Raw genomic sequence first — 23517 nt, forward strand, 5'->3', positions numbered from 1 at the left:
CATGTGTTTCGAAAAGCCACGTTTTTGGTGGCTTTTCGAAACACATGTGGCTTCTGCGTGTCTGCGGGGGTTATATTCATGCCCCCACCCGAGGCAGATGGAGGGTGCACCGGGTTCATGGATTTTCGATAGGTTAGTGACTTTAATGCGGGTTAAAGACCCACCGCGAAGACACTAACCTATCGAAAACCTCTGTCTAAAAAGCAGGCGACCCCGGATGCACCAGGTTGATGGGCGGGAGCCGGTTATGGTTTAGCTTTTTCGGTGGCGGGTTAGTGACTTCAGGCTGGGGTTTTAACCATTACTAAAGACGCTAAGTCATGACTGAAATTGCTAGGTCATTACCGAATTTTCACCGGCGCTGAGGTGGAGCCTCTGCAGAGTTTGTGCCATGGTTTAGGGTCTTCGACCGTGGCTTTTAACTACGACCAAAGACACTAACCTATCGAAAACCTCTGTCTAAAAAACAGGCGGCCCCCGAATGTTCAAACATTCGGGGCCGCCTGCTGCGGTTATCTATATATTGGGTCAGAGCTGGTTTACATGTCGGGCCAGTCACGGTGCAGCGAATACTCCGTGTCCCCGTCACCGTTATCGTTCAGATGCCAACGCTGGCCGCTACGGATATCAGCCTTGCGCAATCTGGGGTTCGGGTTATCCTTCTTACCCATCGTGGGGTCGTTCTTGCAGCCCCAACGGGTGTCGTCGTAGCTGCAGTCGCCGGCTACGCGTCCCACATCAACCCACCACACACGGATTAGCAGCGGATCGACAGTTTCCTTCGTCAACACGACATCCAGAGCCTGCCAGTCGCCGCCGTTCACACGGAAACGACCAGAGTATGACACCGTTGCGTAAGCGTGGAAGTTGCCTGAACGCTTATAGACATAACTGGTCGCGGTCTTGCGTGACTCTTCGCCACGTATCCTGCTAACCGGCTTACCCATCGTGTAGAAGCTGCCCTCGTCACCGTTGCCGTACTGGATGGTCATCTGAGTAGGGTAGGACTCCATCTCAACGTGGCCGATCATGAGGTCGCCTTCCCACCGTGCAGTGGGGGCGTCAACATAGAAGTTGACGGCCTGGTTTTTGTAGACGTTGGGGTTGTCGTTACCTTGACCAGAGCCAAGGTTGTAGGACTGCTTCAAAACAGGGGCCTGGATGTCGGTTTTAGCGAATTGGTCCTCAATCTCTTGGAGCATTTCTTCAGGAGAAGGACCCTTGGGTTGTTCAGGGTCATTAGAGGTGAAGGTTTTAGCATCATTAGGCTTGCAGAACTTTGATAATTCGACCCCACCCCCTCTTTTTAACGTCTGCACGGCCATTCCATCTTCTAACATATATTCCAAGTATTCTTGTTTTCCGGGACGGTAATCCTCCGTATAACATGTATTATTTCCGTCAAGTGGGGCATAGTAATCAAGACCGATGCTGTCTTTCATGACCCTGTGCGTTTGACGTATTTCATTCATCCAAGCGTTATAGGAGCCATCTACTGGCTCTGTAGAGTTATTGTCATTTGAGGGTACATCTTCCTTTTTTCCTTGATCATTTCGACTTTTTCCACCTTTGCGGTGGTTGCCAGGAACTTTTACGCAATGTCCACTGGAGTCCTTAGTCGTGCACTCTGCACTCAAAGCGGATGAATTGTCAATTACTGAAAAAGTTGTTGCTAATACAACACAAATAAATATTCTTGGGTAACGGATTAGATTCATTTTATTCTACAGTTCCTCTTCTGACTTGCTACCAGCAATTTTCCAATAGCCGTCAGAATAGACGAAAAGGAAATAGAAAGTATCGTCACTGGTATCAGTGTTGGCCTGCATATCTAGGTGGCCTTCAGAATCTACATACAGGACTGAGTTCCAGAATCGACGATGCAACATTCGGTACTTTTTCTTTGCTTCATCGTAGATAAGTGGACCTTCTGGCTGATAAGCATCGAGGCCGTCGACAGTCCACCCGCCACGTCGGTAAAGATCCTCAATGTACTGGTAGAACTCATATTCTTCAGCATCTTCTGTCACATATTTGAAAGCGTAGGAGCAGTCGCCTGTCTGAATGGCATAGTTATGGGAGACAAGCCAGTCCTTCATCATCCGGTAGAGGCCTTCTTCGGTCTCAGGGTACTGAGCGGGCTCATTACGAGGCTTGGGAACATTCTGCGCAGGTCCATAGCCGTCTGCCTTACGGTACTCTCCATCGGGTGCCTTGGACTGCCCTGAGTATCCACGAGTAACCTTCGGTTTAGGGGTTGCACTCGCCGAAGGCGACTCAGATGCCGAAGCGGTCTCACTCGGTGCGGCGGAGGCGGTGGCTGCCGCCTCATTGTTAGCCTGCTGGCCGCACGCCGCAAGCAGGGCACCAAGGCCCAGTAGTGCGCCGCTACCCAACAGGGTACGGCGATTGAAAATGGTCGAATCCATAGAAGATACGCTCCTATCATCGGTGATGATGTGTTGTTTAGTTACTAGTCGGACCGTTTTTCGCAGGTCAAACTGACCACCGGAAGGAAAACAGCCCCGTAGCGCACCCAACAAACGCATCAATGCGTTATGGAACACTACAGTTACCACTGTAGCGCATCTTTGTGTCTATTTGCGTTGCTTTGAGTACAATAGTATCTGAACGTCATTATTTGGACACATCAATGCTTTATGTATCAAATAAATCTACACTCACGGAGGCACCGCCCCTCCAGAATTTGTGCCATGGTTTAGCGTCTTCGACCATGGCTTTTAACTACGACCAAAGACACTAACCTATGGCACAAATCCGCAACTCATGACCGGATCCCCATCTGTGACAGGTAGGCGGGCTACACGGCGAGCGCATACATATCGCGGAGGGCCTCTTCTGCCTCGTCGAGGGCGTATCCGCTCTGGCAGAGCGCGTCGCAGCCGTTACCGTAGCGGAGGCCGGCGAGGAACTCGCGGTCGGTCACCTCCGGCAGGTACACCATGAGGTATTCGCCGTTGTCAGTAAAGAAATCGTCAATGTTGGCGGCGTCCTGGCCGGAGTAGAAGGCGCGGAAGTCTTCGTCATTGTAGTAACCAACCGTGTACATGAGGGGCTCCTTTGGTCGCTCGGCGGAGTGGACGAGAATGCGTCGTTGTTCTCTACCACCAAGGTACGGGGCGCCCCTGACAAGATAAGGGGCTGCACCGCCTGTACCGGAGAAAATACACAAAAATATTGCGCGACGAGGGGTTTTCTGGAGGCGCACTCCCCCGCCAAACTCCCCCGCTGCACGGAAGATTAGGCGCAGACTGGCTTGCCTTCTGTGTGCCGTTGCCCCGCCTCCCACACACCGGGCGGAAATTCGGTCATGGGTTACGGACTTCGACCACGGGTTAGTGAATTTGGGCTGGGGTTTTAACCCCCGCCAAAGTCACTAACCCATGACCGAAAATCGGTGCTGCAGAGGTGGTAGATCACACGGCGGGTAGCTGACTGTTTCGATAGGTTAGTGCCTTCGCCGTGGGTCTTTAACCCGTAGTGAAGACACTAACCTATTGAAGGAGCCCCGCCTCTCCCCCATAAACGGCGAGAAGCCACATGTGTTTCGAGAAGTCACCAAAGAAGTGGCTTTTCGAAACACATGTGGCTTCTGGGCGGGATATGAATCCGGCTACGACTCTTCCCCAGCAATAATCTGCAGGCTCTGAATACCGCCCTGATTCACAATATCCAGAGCCAGAATACGCAACGGCGACAGAATATCCTCAATCGGTGCTAGTGGATCGATAAATGTAGACACCGGCTGAAAACGCTTAATGGGTTCAGAGTAGCTTTCCTCCGTAAGAACCTGCATAAACCCATCAAAGGTTCTCACCAAGATTGGGCTATTAGAATCACCCACCAAACCAACACGAATACGGAATCCCCCAGATACACGACGTTCTTTCGCGTGTTCCCGAAGAATGGAGAAGAAATCTATTAGCGCACTCTCAATATCCTTGGACCTACAATGATTAGGTTTTCCGACTGGATACTGGTTTGAAGCGGATGGCTTATTGTACACGCCCCCGAGCTGATACGCTCCCAACAAAGTCCCGTCATCGTGCAGGTATTTGCGATATTTACCAGCAATTGTTTGAGGTAAGTTCCGAATCACCCACCGGCGCATTCCTTTGACGTGTTCTCCTTGATTCCAAATAAAATTAAATTCAGTCTCGATTTTTTCTTCTTTTGAACAATTTCCTCGCCGTGAAGCAATGAGATAGGAATAAGCCCACGGGTTAGTATGCTGAATAGCTTTATCTCTATCCACTGAACCCGCAGAGATTTTAGGGGTTACAGGAACTGCTGCAATGGCAAGGAACACTCCTTGTTCAGGGTTAAGCGCTTCTGTCGCTTGTTCAAAGTACCCCTGCAGGGTCTTTTCCTGCTCGGCCCTACGCTGGAAACGCTCACGGAAACCGCGCTCAATATCCCGATAGGTCATCGGTTTTGTATGGGGGCCGTTACGGCGTGGAGCAGAAAAATTATTCTTCTCCTCCCGAGCAAAATGGGGAGCATCCACCGAATCCGGAATATGCATTAGTACAAGTTTTTTATCGGAGTTTTCCCCACAAGAAATTTTATTGAACTCCAGACCTACAACCGGAGGGTCAATTTTGGTATAGGCAATATTCAACATCTGCTGTTCTTCTGTAGCAGTCCATTCACAAGGGTGTATAGATTCAGCAATATCGGATGCTCCTTCGCCCACACCATAAATAATCCATCCGCCGCCGCTATTCGCCATAGCAGCGATATCCTTAGCAATTTCTTGTTTAGATTTATCCTCTTTGAGATTTGGAACAACTCGTTTCATGTCAAAGTCCGCAGTCTCTTCCAGGCCTGCCTCAATAGCCTTTTCAATAAGCTCCAGCGTGAGATCCCCAGGTTCCAAACCCAGGGCGCGGTGAATGGGTGTAAACATTAGAACTCCTTATCAAAAGAGGAAATACCCATAGAATCTGAGTGCTATCCGCCCTCAAACCTCAGTATAGATTCCTCACGAAATTTCTGCCCCTGAATCGGTCAAATTGTGCAGGTATGCGGGAGGGCTGCGTGCCCGCCGAGAATAACTCAGCCAGCACACAGCCCCCAACCTATAGAATCAGCTACTTAGCGGTTCGCCTGCGAGCGCGAGGCTTCTTAGCCGGCTTCGCGGCTTCCTCCGCCGCCGTCAGCTCCTGGTAGCGCTCAAAAAGAATCTTCAAACGCGCCTCATCAGAAGAACAACGACGCGACGCACCAAACGCGACATCCACCGCAGAATCCAACTCATCATGAGCCGCACGCAACGCAGGATCCATCGCCGCCAACGAAGCATACATATCAGCCAGCGACACCGGTTCACCCGCACGCTCCTCAATCGCCTCACGCGCAGCCAACACCTTACGGCCCGCAGCAATCACCTTACGACGCTGCTCCTCAGAAATCTCAGGCAACGGAAGATTATTCCACACCACCGTATTCGAGAACCTCAAATCAGACTTCAGCTGACCACCAACAGTACGCTGCCAGATGATAAACATCGAAGAAGAAATCAGGCCAAAGAGGAATCCGTCCGGGTCCAGAGCAGTAAACGTAGCATTACTCGCAATAGTATCCGCAGAAAAACGCTTAACCGTAAAAATCGGACGATTCGCAGATACCACAGACGGGATGCACACATACGGCTCTACAGGGCGCGCCTTATTCGGACGCATGAGATGCGGAATATCGCGAAGCTTATATGCGTCTCCCTTCTGAGGCTGAGCAGAACGCCACTCGCGGTTAGCCTCCACGCGAGCGCTCAGCACCGGGCTCGAAGCAATTTCCTCTTCCGAGGCATCTTCCAGCCACAGGCACCAGCGTTCCAGTCCCTGCACCAGCTCCTTAGCACCAACGAAAGGACGCAGATAACGGACCGCCACCGGGTCAGCGGCAACCACCGGGTAGTCCTCCACCTCAACAATCAGATTTCCACCATCCGTCGGCTGGCTTCCACGCACCACTTCAGGAATCAAAGAAGACAGAGGCTTAGATCGTTTCTCCGCCAAGACGTTCGGGCCCTCCACCAGGTAGGCGTTCAGAGCATGAACCGGTTCCTGCTCTACCGTTCGGCGAGTCGACCAATCATAGTCAAAGACACGCACATCACGCGACTTCTCTGGAGCTTCCGAACGAGTAAAGCCCGTAATCACGCAGTGCACGGCAGCCTTACCCGCGGCTTCAGAAACCCACGGGAATGTACGATACGCAAACTTAATACGCCAGCCATCCCGGAAAAGCGGGCCAAAGAGCGAAGCAACCGGCTGACCCTGAACAATCGAATTCGTAGACACGAAGGCAAAATCACCAGGAACTACCTTCACATCCAGCGCTTCAGTCTGCTCCTGCAATGTCTTCAGATAGCGAGCAGCCTTAGCCAACCACGCCGTCGCAAAATCCAGATACCCGGCGTAGTCATCGCCCCACGCCAAGCGCATACCCTGGTCCTGAGCATCACCCTTCTTCGCCTGACCGACGAAAGGCGGGTTACCCGCAATGTACACGCGCACACCATTCGCCACATCCTGCGCGGTCACCGGCAGAACCTTTGACCAGTCACGATCAACCTGCTCGCCCGAGAACTCATCAATCTCGGTCAGGGCATCGCCCTCAAGAATGTGGGCGCTATGGCTCAGAGGAAGACGCACCGGGGCGTAGCCAAACTCCTCCATCATCTTCTGATCCATCTGACGCTCCACCAAGAACATAGCGGTACGTGCAATCGACGCAGGCCACGAATCAAGCTCCAAACCATAGAAATTATCGATGGTTACCAAAGGCTCAATCGAGCGGGCACGCTTACGCACGTCCTCACTCACGCCAGCCTTACCTACGACCAGCGAGCTCAATTCACTCTCATCAATCTGACCCAGATTGCGCAGGCGAACCAGAATATCCAGCTCCAGCTTACGCATCTCACGGTACGCAATGATAATGAAGTTACCGCAACCACACGCCGGATCCATAAAGCGGATATTCGCCAATTCACGGCGCAGGTTACGCAGGCGAGTCACCTCATCTGACTTCTCCTCTGCCCCCGTGAACTTATCCCGCAGTTCATCCAAGAACAGCGGGCCAAGGGTCTTCAGCACATCCTCCTCCGAGGTATAGTGCTCACCCATCTCACGGCGAGTCTTCGCGTCACGCACCGACTGGAACATCGAGCCAAAAATAGCCGGAGAAACCTTCGACCAATCACGCTCCGAAGTCGCCAACAGCTGCTGACGGAACGTCTTCGCCACCGCGCCGCTCATCGCAGCAGGAAGCGGCACAGCGTCCGCAAACATGCCGCCGTTCACGTACTTAAAGCCAGACAGATACTCCGGAGCATCCGCCACAGCAGAAACACCCGAAGGCTTCTTATTCAACAGGTCAAAGAGCTCATTCAGGCGCTGCGCCAGATCCGTACCCTCCTGATGAGTACCACGAATCATCCGCTCAAACGAGTTCGAATCCTCAGACTCAGACCACATCTGCGTATCATCAGCAAAGAGCAAGAACAGCAGGCGCGCCATCACCGTCGAAATCTGAGCCTCAGACATGCCAGCCTTCGCCAACGACTCAAAAAGACCCGCCATCTGATTCGACGCAACACGAGTCTCATTCACCGTCTCAACATCAAAACCACGACGCATACGGTCCAAAAGGTCCAGAATCGACACGCCATTCGCAATGTCATCAGAGGTCAGATAGAGCAGAGCACAACGCTCCAACAGCGCCTCAACCTGAGCCTCATCCGTCACCAACAGCTCATGACGAGTCAAACGCGACGACGAAGCGCTCGGCCAACGCCACACCTGACGCGGCGTAAAACCAACACCCTCCTGCACAAAAATGCACAGGCGGTGCATGCTCAACGCACGCAGCGTACGGTCAACCTCAAGCTGCGAAGTGTTCGACGGAATACGGTCCACACGGCACACCCACACCGGAATGCCCGACTGCTCCGCCACACACTCCACGTTCAACACGCCAGAAGGAACCAGCGGGTCATCCACCTTCACAGTCTGAAACGAGGAATCTCCCAAATCCGACTCATCCCAGCCCAGAGATTCCCTAAAGAAATCACCCAGGCGACCCTCCACCAGGTACGAACGCGCCTGGTCCAGGTCATCATCAGGCCACACAACAGCCATAAAAATACTCCTTCACAAGAGAATAGTGAACCAACCGATTCACAGAAAAACTACACACAGCCCCGCGGTGCGAGACGCTTCACCGCGCCCCGCACCACAGACCACAGCACCCACCCGGGGCGCACTAACGTACGAGCTTCTTACCCTCAAAATCAGGATTTGCAATCGCCAACGAACACACCACACGTGCCATCTGCATATCAGATTCCTTCACCAACAGCTCATCGTCCTGCTGCATACGCAACAACGCATCCAACAAAGAGCGGTTATCCGCCTTACGGCGCAACATACGGCGAAGCTCAGACTCAGCCTGACGACGCAGCGGGTAATGGTACAGCTTATCCAGCACCTTCCGCTCCCGCTCCTGCAGTTCCAGAGTATCCAAGGAAGCCGTGCTATCAGCCCCGTAGAAACGACGGAACACCTGACGGCGCACACCACGCAGATTACCGTGCGTCGTACCTTCCTGCCGCAAAACGTACTGAGTCAACTTCTGCTGCAGGTCATAATCCTTCGGATCAGTTTTCTGACTCGGCGTCGAATACTCAGCATAGAACAAGCCCAGAGCCTTCGCCGGCGGCACCATGCTCTCCTTCGTGCTGTCCGTAGCCGGGTCATACGACCTCACCGCAAACAGGTCAATCTCAGAGTTAGTGCGCACATACGACACCATCAAAGCATTATCATCCGCCGGATGAACAGCCGACTCACCGCGCAACGCACGAGTAGCCAAACGCTTATCCTGCATCTTCATAATCCGCTCAGCATCCTCAGGATACTTCTTCGCAAAATCAGCCCAACGCTCAGCAGCCTCAGACACCGCGTCAATACCCTCTTCATCAGGTTCCGAACTATCCAGATTGCCCGAGTAGAAATCCTCAAGAGTACGAGCCGCAGCATCATCAGAAGACATGTCAGTAAAGAACGCCTGATCAGCACCAAAAGCCTTAGCGGCAGACTCCAAACGCTCACGAATACGCGAACGCAACTTCAAAGTCCTCTCCACCGTCTGATGCGAAATCAGATACACGTTCACCTCATGATGAACCTGACCCACACGATCCACACGACCCGCACGCTGAATCAGACGAATAATCGCCCACGGCAAGTCATAGTTCACCACAACGTGAGCATCCTGAAGGTTCTGACCCTCAGAGAGCACATCGGTCGCTACCAGCACACGCAGCTCAGGACCATTCAAGGCAGGAGCCTCCGCGTCAGATGCCTGCTCCGTCGGCACACGGTTCGACACCGGCGAGAAACGACGAGCATACGAAGCCGGATCATCAGTATCACCAGCCACCGCCGCCACATTCTCAACGCCCAACTTCCGCAGGCCCTCAGCAATGTAGTACGCAGTGTCCTTATACTCCGTGAACACCAGCACCTTATCATTCGCGTGCTTCTGCTCAATCAAATCACGCAGAGCATGCAGCTTCGAGTCAGTCTCAACCTGCCACGTGCCAAAGCGCCTCAGCATAGCCTTAATCAGCTCGCTATCATGCTGCAAATCATCACGCAGACGAGACGTAAACACAGTCGACGAAACCCACTTCGTCTGAGCCGGTGCACTCTGAACCAGGCTCTCATACATCTGCTCCAGGTTTCCGCTCAAGTCCTGAACCTGCAGGCCATCCACAGACTCAAAGTCAGCCGCGTCAGAACCCTCCAGACCCAACTGGTCATCCGAGAAACTACCCGTCGGAACACTCAGCTGATGATCAATCGCATAAATCCACAACTCATTACGAATCAACTGACGAGTCAACGACTGAATAAACGAATAACCCGAAGAACTCAAACGCTTATACAGACCCGAAAGCACAAAGCCACGTACATTACCACGACCCGAACGAGCCGCCTCAATAATCGCCTTATCCTCCGGAGAATGGTGCGCATTCGGGTTGTCATACCCAGAAATGTCATAACGCGGCAGACGCAAATCCCTCAAATCATCAAGGGTCTGATCATCCTCCATAAAACGAGCAGGATCATCAGCCTTAAAGCTATGGCTCACCGGCTGCGACACCCAATCCGGGTAATAGAACTTACCCGTCGACAGCTCCAGGTAGCTGCGCTCCTTCGTCACCAAACCATCAGGAGAAGTCCACATCTCCGTCGGTGCCTGGCGCTTAGTGTACGCACGAGTACGACGCACCAGATGGTCACTCATCAACGTGCGCCAATCCTCCGGCTCCTCAGAAATCTCAAAAGCACGCAAGGTCGACAGGTTACCCTCCAGCTTGTCGAACTTCTTCGAGTACTTCTCCAGACCCTTCTCCGGAATGATGCCCAGATCAGCGTCCTCATCAAGATACAGAGCCAGCTGCGCCTTCACATCACTAAACGACAAGTTAAACGGGGTCGCAGTCAGAAGCAGAACACGCGACTCATTACGCGAGACATACTCCTTAATGGCACGCCACACCTGCGTATTCTCATTACGCAGATTATGCGACTCATCACAAATCACCAGCTGATAACGCGCCAAATCAGGCAACTCAGCAGCCGCCATCGAATAGCGAACCACCTTACCCACCACGTCATACTCGCTCAGATGCTTATCCCACATCTGCTCCAAGTTCTTCGGGCACAACACCAGAACGCGCATATTCTCTTCGTTCTGCAACATCGACGCCACAGCAATCGCAGTCAAAGTCTTACCCAGACCCACCACGTCACCCAGCATCGTGCCGCCACGGCGCATCAAACGGCGCGCAAGAGTATGAGCAGCCGACTTCTGATAATCCATCAGCATATGCTCCAAACGCGGAGAAAGCGCATACTCCTGCTCACCAAAACGAGCGTCCTCAGACAGCTCGTAGCAGACCTTCATATACACGTCATACGGGTCAGCCGGCTCAACCCACGACTGATCAATCAAATCAATAATCTCGCGGGTAATATCAAACGACGTACGCTCACGCCACAGCTTCTCAAACCAATTCTTCAACTTCGCCGCATGATCCGAATCAGTCAACTCAACATTGAGCTCCAAATTCGTGTGCAAACCCGGACGAGTAAAGTTCGAAGAACCCACAAAACTCATCACCGGATGCATATTGCCAGGCTTCGGAGTGTGCGCAACATACGTCTTACCGTGCAACGCCTGCTTCGTATACACCTTCATCTGCACACGGCCAGACTCCAAATGCTCCTTCAAAGTCAACAAAGCCTGACGACGCGCAGAACTCGTACCACCAGCCATCAGCTGACCACGCAAATGCTGAACCAGCTCATCACGATAACCCGCACGCTCATCATTCTTCGGCACCGAAGATACCGACTCGCCGCGCATCTCCGCCTGCGCCTCAGCATGCATCTGCTCCGTAATCGAACGCGGCACCATACCCAGCAGAATACGAGCCACCGGAGTGCCCGGCTCAAACGGAGCCTGACCAATCTCATCAGCGAACTCATCCCACGCGCTCAAGTTCATATAGCCCGTCGCAATATCCAGACGGTCATAGTACTTCATCGTGCGATGCAGCGCGTCAGCAAGCTTCGCGCCCTTACCCTCCCCCTGCGGAAGGTAACCAAGATTATCGTAAATTTCAGCCATGAAAATAACCTTTACAGGTGAGTGATTAAAAAGTGAGTGAAAAAACTAGGCAACCAACAGCGCCTTAACCAGCTCCAACTGAGCCTTAACCTTCGCAGTACGACGCTTACGACCAAAAGTCGCCAACACAGCCGACTCAACATCCTGACCCTCATCCATCAGCTCAGGATTCTGCTCATAGAAGCGCCACGCGTTCGCAATCTCAACCGGACTAATCTGGTCAAACTCGCGCACCGCACCATCAACCGAAGGACGGAACTCGCCATACTCCTCGCGCGGCTCCTCAACATGCCACACGAACTTATGCTCATCCACCTGCAGCTCAGGCATGCGGTCCGCCAAACGGATAATCCAGTCGCGGTTCTTCTTCGCCAAACGGCTCACACCAAAGCACTGCGCCGCCAAAGTAGCCAAACGATCCGCCTGAACCGGACCCTCAGCAGACACAATCTCTTCAAGAGCAGCAGACATCTGATCCTTAGAACGCTTACTGCGCAGCGAATCAAAAATATCGCGGTCACCCAGCGAAATCGGCTCCCACGGCTCAAACGGGTAACGGCCCTCCCCCACCGCAAGACACAGCGGAGGAACCGAGGAATCAGAAGCCGGGGCCGGCTGAGAAGTCGAAGCAGGAGCCACCGTCTGAGCAGGTCGAGAAACCGGTGCAGGACGCGTCGGGCGAGTAAACGCACCACGAGGCGCAGACACCTCAGCCTTCGACGAACGAGCCGCCGAAGTCGCCTGACGAACCTCCTCATCCAACTCACGACGAACCGGAGCCGTCTCACCCGCACCAAACAAATCAGCATGCACACGGCTCAGCTGGCTCTCACACCACGCCTGCTGCTCCGACGCCCCCAACGCCTCAAAAAGACGAGCCGCCGAATCATAAATACGCACCGCATCGTTACGGTCCAAATCAACATAATGCGCGCTCTTATTACGGAAAATACGCAAATCCTGCGCATAAGTACGCACCTTACGAGCACCGTCAGGTTCAAAAGGGAACCTGTCATTCTGGGGACCCACACCTTCAGTAAACATACGAAGCTGAACCTGAAGGTCCTTCGGGTTATACAGATCAGGATGACGGAGGCGGTCACGATTCTCATCATGAATCTTCAAAATGATGGTCCAGCCACGCTCTTCAATAACCTTCTGAGGCATGAACTCCTTCTGAGCCAACAACTCAGTCAGCAGAGGGTCAAGCTCACGGCTCAGATAATACAGGCACGAGGAAATGTGAGCGTTTGCCTTTTCAATAGACATATAAAAACCATTTCGTTGTATGTGCAGCGGCGACCATTGCCACCACATTCATTATGCCTAATGAGAACGACATATGCGTACCGGTTCGTCATAATGGAACCCAACCCGCTTAACGGCGAAAAGCCACATGTGTTTCGAGCAGCCACCAAAGAAGTGGCTTTTCGAAACACATGTGGCTTCTGGACGTAGAAAAGTACTTACGCCTCCGAGGGTTTCGCGCCGGTCAGGCGGTACGCCTTGTACACGCCCGTCACGTTACGGACCACGTTCAGCACGTGCTCCAGCATGAAGCGGTCACCCAGCTCCAGGGCGAAGCGGTCCACCACGGTACGATCCTCCGAGGTATGCACGCGCGCATCCAGAATGTTCACACCCGATTCAGAAATTGCACGGATCAGGTCGCTCAGCAGGCCCTTACGGTCCAGCGCCTCCACCTGAATCTGCACACGGTACGTAGCGGTCGGCGAAGACGCCCACTCGACCGTAGTCACGCGCGGCTCCTCGTCAGCGTTACGCATGTTCGGGCAGTCACGGCGGTGCACCGAAATACCGTTGTAACGGGTCACAATGCCGATAATGTCATCCGGCGGAACCGGGGTGCAGCAGCGCGCAATCTTCGTCAGCACACCCTCAGCACCGGGCACAACTACGCCGTTATCGCCAATCGCCTTGCGGGTCGACTTCAGCAACGTCTCGTCAAAGTCGCTGACCTCAACCTCGGGTGCCGGCTCGTCGCCGCGGTGCACCTCAACGAGGGTGTCGATGACCTGCTTCGGCGCGATTTCGTGCTCACCAATCGCACGGTACAGCGACGCCACATCGTTCTTATGCAGCAGCTGAGCCACCTGAGTCATAATCTCCGGGCTCATCATCTTCTGCAGCGGCAACTCACTGTTGCGCATGCTCTTGGTGAGCATCTCGCGGCCGGCGAGTAGCGCCTCCAGGCGGCGTTCCTTCGCGAAGTACTGGCGGATCTTCGTGCGAGCGCGTGAGGAGCGAACGAACTTCAGCCAGTCCTCACTGGGGCCGGCGTCTTCGTTCTTCGTGGTCATAATCTCCACGGTCGCGCCGGTAGGCAGGACCGTGTGCAGCGGCACGAGGCGGCCGTTGACCTTCGCGCCGACCGTGCGGTCGCCGACCTCACTGTGGATGGCGTAGGCGAAGTCCACGGGGGTGGAGCCGTTGGGCAGGGCGATTGCCTCACCGTTGGGGGTGAGGACGACGATTTCGTCGGTATCGAGGGTGTCCGCGAGCGACTCGTAGAACTTCTCCGACTCGGGGTTGGAGTTCGAAATCTCGGCAATGGACTGCAGGATGCCGACGTTCATCATCGCCGAAGTCTGGGTGCCCGGCTCCTTCGGGTCCTTCGCGGGCGCGCCGCCACGAGCCGCGACCTTCTCGCCGCGCGACGCCGCCTTATAGCGCCAGTGCGCCGCCACACCGTACTCAGCTTCTTCGTGCATCTTATAGGTGCGAATCTGAATCTCAAGCGGCAGGTTACCCGGACCGTACACGGTCAGGTGCAACGACTGGTAGTTGTTGTTCTTCGGGTTCTTAATGTAGTCCTTGAAACGACCAGTCATCGACGGCCACAGGGACAGCACGTGGCCGAGCACGGTGTAGCATTCCGCCTCTTCCTCAACCATGATGCGCACGGCGAGGATGTCGTTAATCTCGTCGAAGCTGCGGCCCTTCGTCTTCATCTTCTGATGAATTGAATAGTAGTGCTTGGGGCGGCCGGTCACGGTTGCCTCAATGCCGACCTGTGCCAGGCGCTCCTTGATCTTGGTGCGCGCCTCGTTCAGGAACTTTTCGAGGGCGGGGGTGCGTTCGCCGACCATGCGCACCATTTCGGCGTAAATTTCCGGGCTCATGGCGGCGAAGGACAGGTCCTCCAGCTCCCATTTAATCGTGTTCAGGCCCAGGCGGTGCGCGAGCGGCGCGTAAATTTTCAGTGTCTCTTCTGCCTTCTTCGCGGCAGAAGCCTGCGGCACAAAACGCCAGGTGCGAGCGTTGTGCAGGCGGTCGGCAAGCTTGATGAGTAGCACGCGGATGTCCTTGCTCATGGATAGCACGAGCTTGCGGATTGTCTCAATGGAGGCGTTCTCGCCGTAGGTCATTTTGTCCAGCTTGGTCACGCCGTCGACCAGGTAGGCGACCTCCTCACCGAACTCTTCGGTGAGCTGCTCCATCGTGTAGTCGGTGTCTTCCACGGTGTCGTGTAGCAGGCCGGCGGCGAGCACGGGGCCGGCCGCGCCCATCTCTGCAAGAATGGCGGTCACAGCGACAGGGTGGGTGATGTACGGGTCGCCACTCTTACGCTTCTGACCCTCGTGGCAGCGGTTCGCCACCTCGTAGGCGCGCTGCAGCACCTGGATGTCTTCGTCCGGGTGGTAGCGGCGCACGGCACGCACGACCGGCGCAATCATCGGGGAGAAACGGATGGTGCCGCCGTGCGAGTCGGAGGCTTCCATCTTGCTGCTGCGGCTACCGAAGACCAGGCGGTTCGGCACACGTCCGCCAGCAGCCATGACGCGGTGCGAGCCGCGTTTCTTCTTTGCGTCAGACGAATCAGTTTCAGGCAGAGGAATCGGGCCAGCGGGCCGAACCGCGGGCTTCTCGGCGGTCCCTGCAGGGTTCTCAGCGTTGGTGTTCACGGCAGGTTCTGCACTCATTCCAGGCTCCTTCGGACTCAAGATAATCAGCCGCACACTCAAGTTCCTCATCATTGAGGGCTACACCGGCCAAACCAGCTATCAGCAGGCTCAAACGCGAGCGCACAGTATCTTCACTTCTTATCCTACCCAGCGGTCTGGAACGCGCCAAACTATGCGACGTTTTAACACGCCCGAGCGCGTTGTTTAGGAAATAATCGGGCACACTAAAGGGGAGCCGACACCTCTCGGTATCGACTCCCCTATCGTTAGTAACGCCAGTAGCGCTGGTGGAACGTTGGCTAACCGTTCAGGTTCACGCGGTGAATCTCAATGGTTGCACGTGCCGGCTTCTTAGCGGGCTTTTCGGTTGCCTTCTCGTCCCCTGCGGAATCCTCGGACTCCTCAACCTTCGCGGGCTCCTCCGAAGAGTCACCCTCAGCCTCGTCAGCATCCTCAGCGTCCTTGAAGCTGCCGCTCTCCACCTTCGCGGTGTGCTCACGAATCTGAGCCTCACCCAAACGCAGCGAAGCATACAGCGGAGCAGACACAAACAGCGTACCGAACATGCCCACCAGAATACCCACGAACAGGGACAGGGACAGGTCCTGCAGAGTACCCGCACCCAGGATGAACGCACCAATGAACAAGATCGCGCCCACCGGCAGAACACCCACAATAGCGGTGTTAATCGAACGGACCAGAGTCTGGTTCACCGCCAGGTTAATCTGCTCGGCAAAGGTCGCGTCACGGCGTTCCAGCACATCCTCGGTGTTCTCACGGATCTTATCGAACACCACCACCGAGTCGTACAGCGAGTAGCTCAGAATCGTCAAGAAACCAATAATTGCACTCGGAGTGATCTCGAAGCCGAACGCGGCGTACAGGCCGACCGTTACCACCACGGTGAAGAACAGACCCGCAATAGACGCCAGCGACATCTTCCAGGTGCGGAAGTAGAACGCCATACCAATCAGCGCAAGCACCACAAACGCGACCAGACCCCAGAACGCCTGACGGGTCACATCCGCACCCCAGGTCGGGCCCACAAACGAAGAGGTCACGTCATTCTCAGAGACGCCGTAACCCTTCTGCAGAGCCGCCTTCACCTGCAGAGTCTCATCATCGCTGAGCTTGCTCATCTGGGCACGAATCGTACCCGGCGCAATATTGGTCACGCGAACATCCGAAGCGTCCTTCGCCTTCTCGTGAATAATGCGCTCACCCGTAGCAGTATCAACGTGCGCGGTCTTCGAGACCACGAACTCCGAACCGCCACGGAAATCAATACCCAGGTTGAAGCCGCCACCAGCAGCCGGAATCAGAACCGAAACCGCCATCAGCACAGCCGCAAGCAGCAGCCACAGGCGGCGCTTACCCACGAAGGGGTACGAGCGGGCACCCGAATGCAGGTCATTACCGAAGCGGGCAAAAGCATTAGGTTTCACATCGGTAGCCATGCTTAGCTCTCCTTCTTCTCATCAGAAGCAGACTCGTCAGCCTCAGCGGCAGCACGCTCTGCACGGCGACGCTCAGCAATGCTCAGCTGCTTCTCCTCCGGGGTGCGGAGGCGACCGGCACCACGGTACAGCGGCGTAGCACCCAACGACTCAGGCGACAAGCCCGAGTGGAGGTGACCCTCACCGAAGTAGCGGGTATTCGCCAGCAGAGTCAGCATCGGGTGGGTGAACAGGTACACGACCACAAGGTCAGCAATCGCAGTCAAACCAAGGGTGAACGCGAAGCCCTTCACCGAACCGACCGACACCACGTACAGCACCACAGCAGCCAGCAGGTTCACAGCCTTCGACGCCAGAATAGTGCGGGATGCACGCTGCCAACCGTGGTTCACCGCCGACGGGATCGTGCGGCCCGCACGGATCTCATCACGGATACGCTCAAAGTAGACGATAAACGAGTCAGCTGTAGCACCAATCGCCACAATTAGACCCGCCACACCAGCCAGGGACAGGCGGTAGTTCAACGCCCAACCCAGCAGTGCAATCGCCTCGTACGAAATGATGCCCGCAACAATCAGCGAAGCAATCGTCACAAAGCCCAGCAGGCGGTACTGGAACAGCGAGTACACGAACACCAGCAGCAGACCAATCAGGCCGGTCAGCAGACCCACACGCAGCTGCTCCGAACCCAGGGTCGCAGAAATTTGCTGCTCCGACTGGATCGTGAAGCTAATCGGCAGGGCACCGTACTTGAGCTGATCAGCGAGAGCCTTCGCCTCCTGCTCGGTGAAGTTACCGGTAATCTGCGGCTTACCATCAGAAATCACTGCCTGTGACACCGGGGAAGACAGCACCTTGCCGTCCAGCAGAATCGCGAAGCGGGCACGCGGATCATTTGCGTTCTGTGCACGAATCGCGTTCAGGCGAGAAGTAATGTTCTGGAACTTCTCACGAGCCTCATCGTTGAACTGAATGTTCACAGCCCAACGGCCCGTAGTCACGCCCTGACCGCTCGTCTCCTGCGAGTGGCTTGCAGTAGAAATATCGCTACCGCTCAGCTCCACAGGACCCAGAATGTACTTCTCCCTACCGTCAGTGGAACACGCCACCATCGGCTTAGTCGGGTCCGCACTATCGGCGTCCTCATTACGTGCCGCGGTGCAGTCCTTCGCCTCATACTGCTTGTACAGGTCCGCAGTAATCCAGTTACGGTCCGAACCATCAGTCGGCTTCGCGGACGGCTTGGGCAGCTTATCGTTCGCAGTGCGGGCATCCTCAGCCACCGCAGTACCGGCACCAGAAAGCAGTACCGGGCGGAACGTCATATTTGCAGATGCCTGAATCAGCTGACGAGTCTCAGCGCTAATCGTTCCGGGAACCGAAACAACCACGTTATTACCCGAGCCGAAGGAGGTCGTAACCTCCGCCTCCGAAACGCCGGCACCATCAACGCGCTGACGAATAATCTCAACCGCCTGGTTCAACTGCTCCTGGGAGACGTTCTCATCCGAAGAGCCATTGACCTTCGGAGAAAGAATCATCTGAGTACCACCCGAAAGGTCCAGGGCGAGCTTCGGGGCCCAAGAACCTCCCGAGTAAGTGGTGCCGAAAATACCGGCAGCCATAACAACCATGAGCAGGACCATCGAGAGGAGCGCCCCTCGCGCGGCTGCAAGCGGTGAACGCTTAGCCATAATGTTCCTTCTTCGTGTGAATAGTATTGAGTGTTCTACAGATTCCGTAACGCGAAAACCCGACGCCGCTCACTGGGCGCCGGGCTCATACGCTCTGAATTACTTAGCAGTATCAGAAGAGGTATCGGAAGCGGGAGCTTCGGATGCGGTAGCCTCGTACGCGCCCTCGGTCAGGGGCGCTGCGGGGGCTTCCTCCTCAACAATGGCCATAATCGCGTTCAGTGCCAGGGTGATAACAACACCGTCCGCAATCTGAAGCTGCAGCTTGTTGTTCTCAAGGTCAGTGCTGACAACGGTGCCGTAGATGCCGGAACCAGTCATCACCTGGGTGCCGGGGACGAGAGACTGCTGCATTGCGCGCAGTTCCTCCATCTGCTTACGCTGACGCTTCTGGGCAGAGAACATCATCCATGCCAGTAGCGCCATCATGGCAATCATAATCAGGAGGTTAAAATCCATGGTCTCACTTTCACATCCGCACCCGTGCCGTTCACCGTGAGGGTTGAGCGTACCAGAAGGTGTGGAATCGTAGATACAGTACGTATCCATCCTACGCGAGAGCATGAGCTTTATCGCCCCGAACCAGCGTTTTTGTGAGGTTAACCTGAGTTTTGGACTCTCTCGGCGTAATTTATGTCGCTGATCAAGACCAGCGGAGCCCAATGGAACCCTACAGCGCCTGCAGAACCGGTAGGAGAGCTGCCGCGTCTGCAGAAGAGCTACCGCCCCTACAGAAGAGCTACCAGGGGGGCACAGAGAAGCCCGCAGGAGGCGGATACCTCCCACGGGCTACTACAAGTGTTATCAGCTGATACGAGTCTAGAGCTGATACGAGTCTAGAGCTGAATCTCCGGGGCCTCCAAGCCGAGGTGCTCCCACGCCGCGGGCAGAGCCACACGACCGCGCGGAGTACGACCGATCAGGCCCTCACGCACCAGGTACGGCTCGGCAACCGTCTCCACGGTCTCCGTCTCTTCACCCACCGCAATGGCGAGGGTGGACAGACCCACCGGGCCGCCGCCGAACTTGTGAATCAGCGCCTCCAGCACGGCGCGGTCCAGACGGTCCAGGCCACGCGAATCCACCTCGTACATGTCCAGCGCGGTTGCGGCATCGGTCGCGTTAATGCGGTCCACACCGTTCACCAGCGCCCAGTCACGCACACGGCGCAGCAGGCGGTTCGCAATACGCGGCGTGCCGCGGGAACGACCGGCAATCTCCGTGAAACCCTCGGAGGTAATCTGCATATCCATCAGACCCGCGCTGCGGCGCAACACCAGCTCAAGCTCCTCCACCGAATAGAACTCCAGGTGACCGGTAAAACCAAAACGGTCACGCAGAGGACCGGGCAGCAGACCCGCACGGGTCGTCGCACCCACCAGGGTGAACTGCGGCAGCTCCAGCGGAATGGAAGTCGCACCCGCGCCCTTACCGACCACAATGTCCACACGGAAATCTTCCATCGCCATGTACAGCATTTCCTCAGCAGGGCGGCTCATACGGTGAATCTCATCCAGGAACAACACCTCACCGGGGGTCAGCGAAGACAGAATCGCCGCCAAATCACCCGAATGCTGAATCGCCGGGCCGGAGGTGATGCGCAGCGGTGCCTCCATCTCCGCCGCAATAATCATCGCGAGAGTGGTCTTACCCAGACCGGGAGGGCCCGACAGCAGCACATGGTCGGCGCTACGGCCACGCATCTTCGAAGCCTCCAGCACCAGGGACAGCTGCTGACGCACACGGCGCTGACCCACAAAGTCATCCAGAGACTTAGGGCGCAGTGCCGCCTCAATCATCTTCTCTTCAGGCTCTTCTTCCATCGCCACCAGGCGCTGGGCGGGAGCTGAAGACGCCTGAGTACCGGGCACCTGACCGGGAAAATACCCGCCGGAAACCAGGGACGCCGCGGGCTGCGGCTCATAGGGATTCTGGCTCATAGAATTCTTCTTTCACAAAAGTTTGAGTGGGATACATCGAACAGGGTGCGCCACTTAGTGGCGACCCACCGTGTTCTGAGTACCCAAGGAGGCGAGCACACCGCGCAGAGCCACACCCACCGGCTCAGTCTCTGCGGCAGGGTTGTGCTGCACGTAAGCGTCAATAGCGGCGGAAGCGTCCTTCTCACTCCAGCCCAGGGAGGTGAGAGCGTCAAGCACCTGCGGCTTCCAGACAATGCCCTGGCTCAGCGGTAGCTCATCGGTCTGGCCATCGCTGAGAATCAGCTTGCCGGCAAGCTCCAGCACAATACGGCGGGCACCCTTCGGGCCAATACCGGGAACCTTCGTGAACGCCTTATCGTCACCGGTCGCCACGGCGCGCTCCACCTCAGCGGCAGTGTGAACACTCAGCACTGCCAGAGCAATACGCGGACCAATACCGGAAACCGAAAGCATCATATCGAACACTTCACGCTCGGCAGGCTCCGAAAAACCGTACAGAGTCATCGACTCTTCACGCACAATCATGGTGGTCAGCACGGTAGCTTCTTCACCGGTGCGCAGCTTGGAGAGAGTACGCGCGGTAGCGTACACGAGCATGCCGAAACCGTTCACATTAATCACCGCATGATCAAGGCCAACCTGAGCCACACGACCGGTCAGGGATGCAATCATTTCTCTCCACCTTTCAACACCGCGTCCCGAATCGGGCTCGCGGCAGTGTGCGGGCACCGGGAACTCCGGCACCCACAGAACGCACTCCCCCAGTTCAATGGGGAGACACTACAAGTATATTAGAATATTTCTTCTGAAATCAAGCATATATTCGAACTTCTTAGCGAATACACGCGAGCCAGCAGGAGGCAGCGCAAAGGCCCACGAAGGCTCCTCTAACGGCGGCACCTCTAGCGGCGAGCGCGCGCCTCCGCCTCTATCCAGGCACGCTGCGCCGGAGTCAACGACCCGCCACGGCGAGCCTGCACCGGGCGTGAACCCTGGTGAGTCTGCGTCTGGGCGGACATATTAATGCCCGAACCGATGCCGCCGCCACGCCAACCGTGACAGATTGCAATCGCCAGGGCATCAGCAGCATCGGCGGGCTTCGGCATGGAATCCAGCCCCAAAATGCGGGTCACCATACGACCCACGGACGCCTTATCGGCGCGGCCACTACCGGTCACCGCCGCCTTCACCTCCGAAGGGGTATGGAAGAACACCGGCACGCCACGCATTGCCGCAGCAGAAATCACCGCACCCGAAGCATGCGCCGTACCAATCACCGTGTTCACCTGCTCCTGAGCGAAGATACGCTCAATCGCCAGGGCATCCGGCTTGTAGGTGTCAATCCAGTGGGAGGCGGCATTGAAAATCCAGAGAATACGCTGGTCCAGAGACTCCGCCGGGATCGTGCCGGCAACACCCACGTTCACGAAGTGCGCCTTACGGTCGGCGGTCATATCGAGCATGGAGAAACCGCAGCGGGTCAGACCCGGATCAACACCCATGATGCGGGTTGCACCCGGCACACGCTCCACAGCGGCGGCGGCACGGTTCTCACGCATGCTATCGCGTGCGGCAGGTTGAGCGGCGGCCATCATCTTCCCTTTCGACAAACTCCCTATAGAATCTCTAGATTCTAACCCTTCAGAATCCTAGCACCCGGCACCGGGGCGTGCCACGAGCGCTGTCTCTACAAGAGCAGTCACCACACGCGCGGTCACCGTATCAACAATCACCACGAGAACAGTCACCGCGCGCCCCGCGAAAAGTACCCAGCGCATCCCCAAAATAGCCCAAGACGCTAAGAAGCCACTCCCCCAACCAGCCACCCTACGGCGGCTCAGTTAAAGGAGCGGCTTCTTCAAACATCAGATATCAGAATCCGAGTGATTACTCAGCTTCCAGCTCTGCCATGACCTCAGCAGAAACGTTAGCGTTCGAGTAGACGTTCTGAACGTCATCGAGCTCTTCAATAGCGTCTGCCAGCTTCATGAATTTCTTAGCACCCTCAGCGTCCAGGTCAACCTGCATGGTCGGGCGGAAGACCGGGTCGTCGTTGTTGTACTCCAGGCCAGCCTCGTCCAGCGCCTTACGGATCTCGGGCAGGTCGGTCGCTGCGGACACAACGGTGAACACGTCGCCCTCATCCAGAACCTCTTCGGCGCCTGCATCCAGAACAGCCATCAGAACGTCATCCTCGGTCAGACCGTCAGTCTTGGTGACCTCAGCAACGCCCTTACGCTCGAACAGGAACGCAACCGAACCCTGGTCAGCCATGGTGCCGCCGTTACGGGTCACAGCCAGGCGAACCTCAGACGCTGCACGGTTACGGTTATCGGTCAGACACTCAATGTACAGAGCGGTACCCTGCGGGCCGCGTGCTTCGTACATGATTTCGGTGTAGTCAATGGTCTCACCGGTCAGGCCAGCGCCACGCTTGATTGCGCGGTCAATGTTGTCGTTAGGAACGGAGTTCTTCTTCGCCTTCGACACAGCCAGGTCAAGAGCGGGGTTACCCGCAATATCAGCGCCGCCCATACGTGCTGCAACTTCAATTGCCTTAATGAACTTCGCGAAAGCCTTCGCGCGCTTAGCGTCGATAGCAGCCTTCTTGTGCTTAGTAGTCGCCCATTTAGAGTGACCGGACATTCGTATCTCCCTTAGTCAAAACCTCCGTGCGGGCACGGGGAAACGTCCCACGCACCGTACTGTACTCACATAACTATACCGTAGCGGAGGCGCACACCACCTCAGAAAGTACACGCCACCACCA

At 55.8% G+C, this 23517-nt stretch carries 15 protein-coding genes; all 15 read right to left on the reverse strand.

Annotated elements, in window-relative coordinates:
• Positions 1-539: 539 nt before the first annotated feature.
• Positions 540-1202: a hypothetical protein gene (locus tag NML54_RS01795; RefSeq protein ID WP_254755647.1), complete on the reverse strand. Its 663-nt coding sequence runs from the start codon at positions 1200-1202 to the stop codon at positions 540-542.
• A 522-nt stretch (positions 1203-1724) separates the two neighbouring features.
• Complete coding sequence (locus tag NML54_RS01800) at positions 1725-2429, reverse strand: DUF6318 family protein (RefSeq protein ID WP_254755648.1); 705 nt, start codon at positions 2427-2429, stop codon at positions 1725-1727.
• A gap of 392 nt (positions 2430-2821) precedes the next feature.
• Positions 2822-3070 (reverse strand): hypothetical protein, encoded by a 249-nt coding sequence (locus NML54_RS01805; protein WP_005505891.1) that lies wholly within the window; start codon positions 3068-3070, stop codon positions 2822-2824.
• A gap of 564 nt (positions 3071-3634) precedes the next feature.
• A complete protein-coding gene (locus NML54_RS01810) occupies positions 3635-4930 on the reverse strand; it encodes an AlbA family DNA-binding domain-containing protein (protein WP_254755649.1) in 1296 nt (431 codons plus the stop codon).
• 184 nt (positions 4931-5114) lie between these two features.
• Positions 5115-8165, reverse strand: a complete 3051-nt coding sequence (locus NML54_RS01815; protein ID WP_254755650.1) for a DNA methyltransferase — start codon at positions 8163-8165, stop codon at positions 5115-5117.
• A 124-nt stretch (positions 8166-8289) separates the two neighbouring features.
• The gene (locus tag NML54_RS01820) at positions 8290-11727 is read right to left on the reverse strand and encodes a helicase-related protein (RefSeq protein WP_254755651.1); all 3438 of its coding nucleotides are present in this window, start codon (positions 11725-11727) and stop codon (positions 8290-8292) included.
• Positions 11728-11772: 45 nt separating this feature from the next.
• Positions 11773-12996, reverse strand: a complete 1224-nt coding sequence (locus NML54_RS01825) for a DUF3320 domain-containing protein (protein WP_254755652.1) — start codon at positions 12994-12996, stop codon at positions 11773-11775.
• 197 nt (positions 12997-13193) lie between these two features.
• A complete protein-coding gene (locus tag NML54_RS01830; RefSeq protein ID WP_254755653.1) occupies positions 13194-15671 on the reverse strand; it encodes a RelA/SpoT family protein in 2478 nt (825 codons plus the stop codon).
• Between the two features lie 281 nt (positions 15672-15952).
• Positions 15953-17110: a protein translocase subunit SecF gene (gene secF, locus NML54_RS01835; protein WP_254755654.1), complete on the reverse strand. Its 1158-nt coding sequence runs from the start codon at positions 17108-17110 to the stop codon at positions 15953-15955.
• Between the two features lie 2 nt (positions 17111-17112).
• On the reverse strand, positions 17113-18804 hold the full coding sequence (gene secD / locus NML54_RS01840) for a protein translocase subunit SecD (RefSeq protein WP_254755655.1): 1692 nt from the start codon (positions 18802-18804) through the stop codon (positions 17113-17115).
• A 99-nt stretch (positions 18805-18903) separates the two neighbouring features.
• Positions 18904-19263, reverse strand: a complete 360-nt coding sequence (gene yajC, locus NML54_RS01845) for a preprotein translocase subunit YajC (protein ID WP_254755656.1) — start codon at positions 19261-19263, stop codon at positions 18904-18906.
• A gap of 377 nt (positions 19264-19640) precedes the next feature.
• Positions 19641-20627, reverse strand: a complete 987-nt coding sequence (gene ruvB / locus NML54_RS01850) for a Holliday junction branch migration DNA helicase RuvB (protein ID WP_172855776.1) — start codon at positions 20625-20627, stop codon at positions 19641-19643.
• A gap of 171 nt (positions 20628-20798) precedes the next feature.
• Positions 20799-21419, reverse strand: a complete 621-nt coding sequence (gene ruvA, locus NML54_RS01855) for a Holliday junction branch migration protein RuvA (protein WP_005505871.1) — start codon at positions 21417-21419, stop codon at positions 20799-20801.
• 230 nt (positions 21420-21649) lie between these two features.
• Entirely contained in the window at positions 21650-22339 is a 690-nt protein-coding gene (ruvC, locus tag NML54_RS01860; RefSeq protein ID WP_254755783.1) for a crossover junction endodeoxyribonuclease RuvC, read from the reverse strand.
• Between the two features lie 295 nt (positions 22340-22634).
• Positions 22635-23393: a YebC/PmpR family DNA-binding transcriptional regulator gene (locus NML54_RS01865; protein ID WP_049345517.1), complete on the reverse strand. Its 759-nt coding sequence runs from the start codon at positions 23391-23393 to the stop codon at positions 22635-22637.
• Positions 23394-23517: the final 124 nt, after the last annotated feature.

The organism is Rothia gullae (genome assembly GCF_024294905.1).
GTDB lineage: Bacteria > Actinomycetota > Actinomycetes > Actinomycetales > Micrococcaceae > Rothia.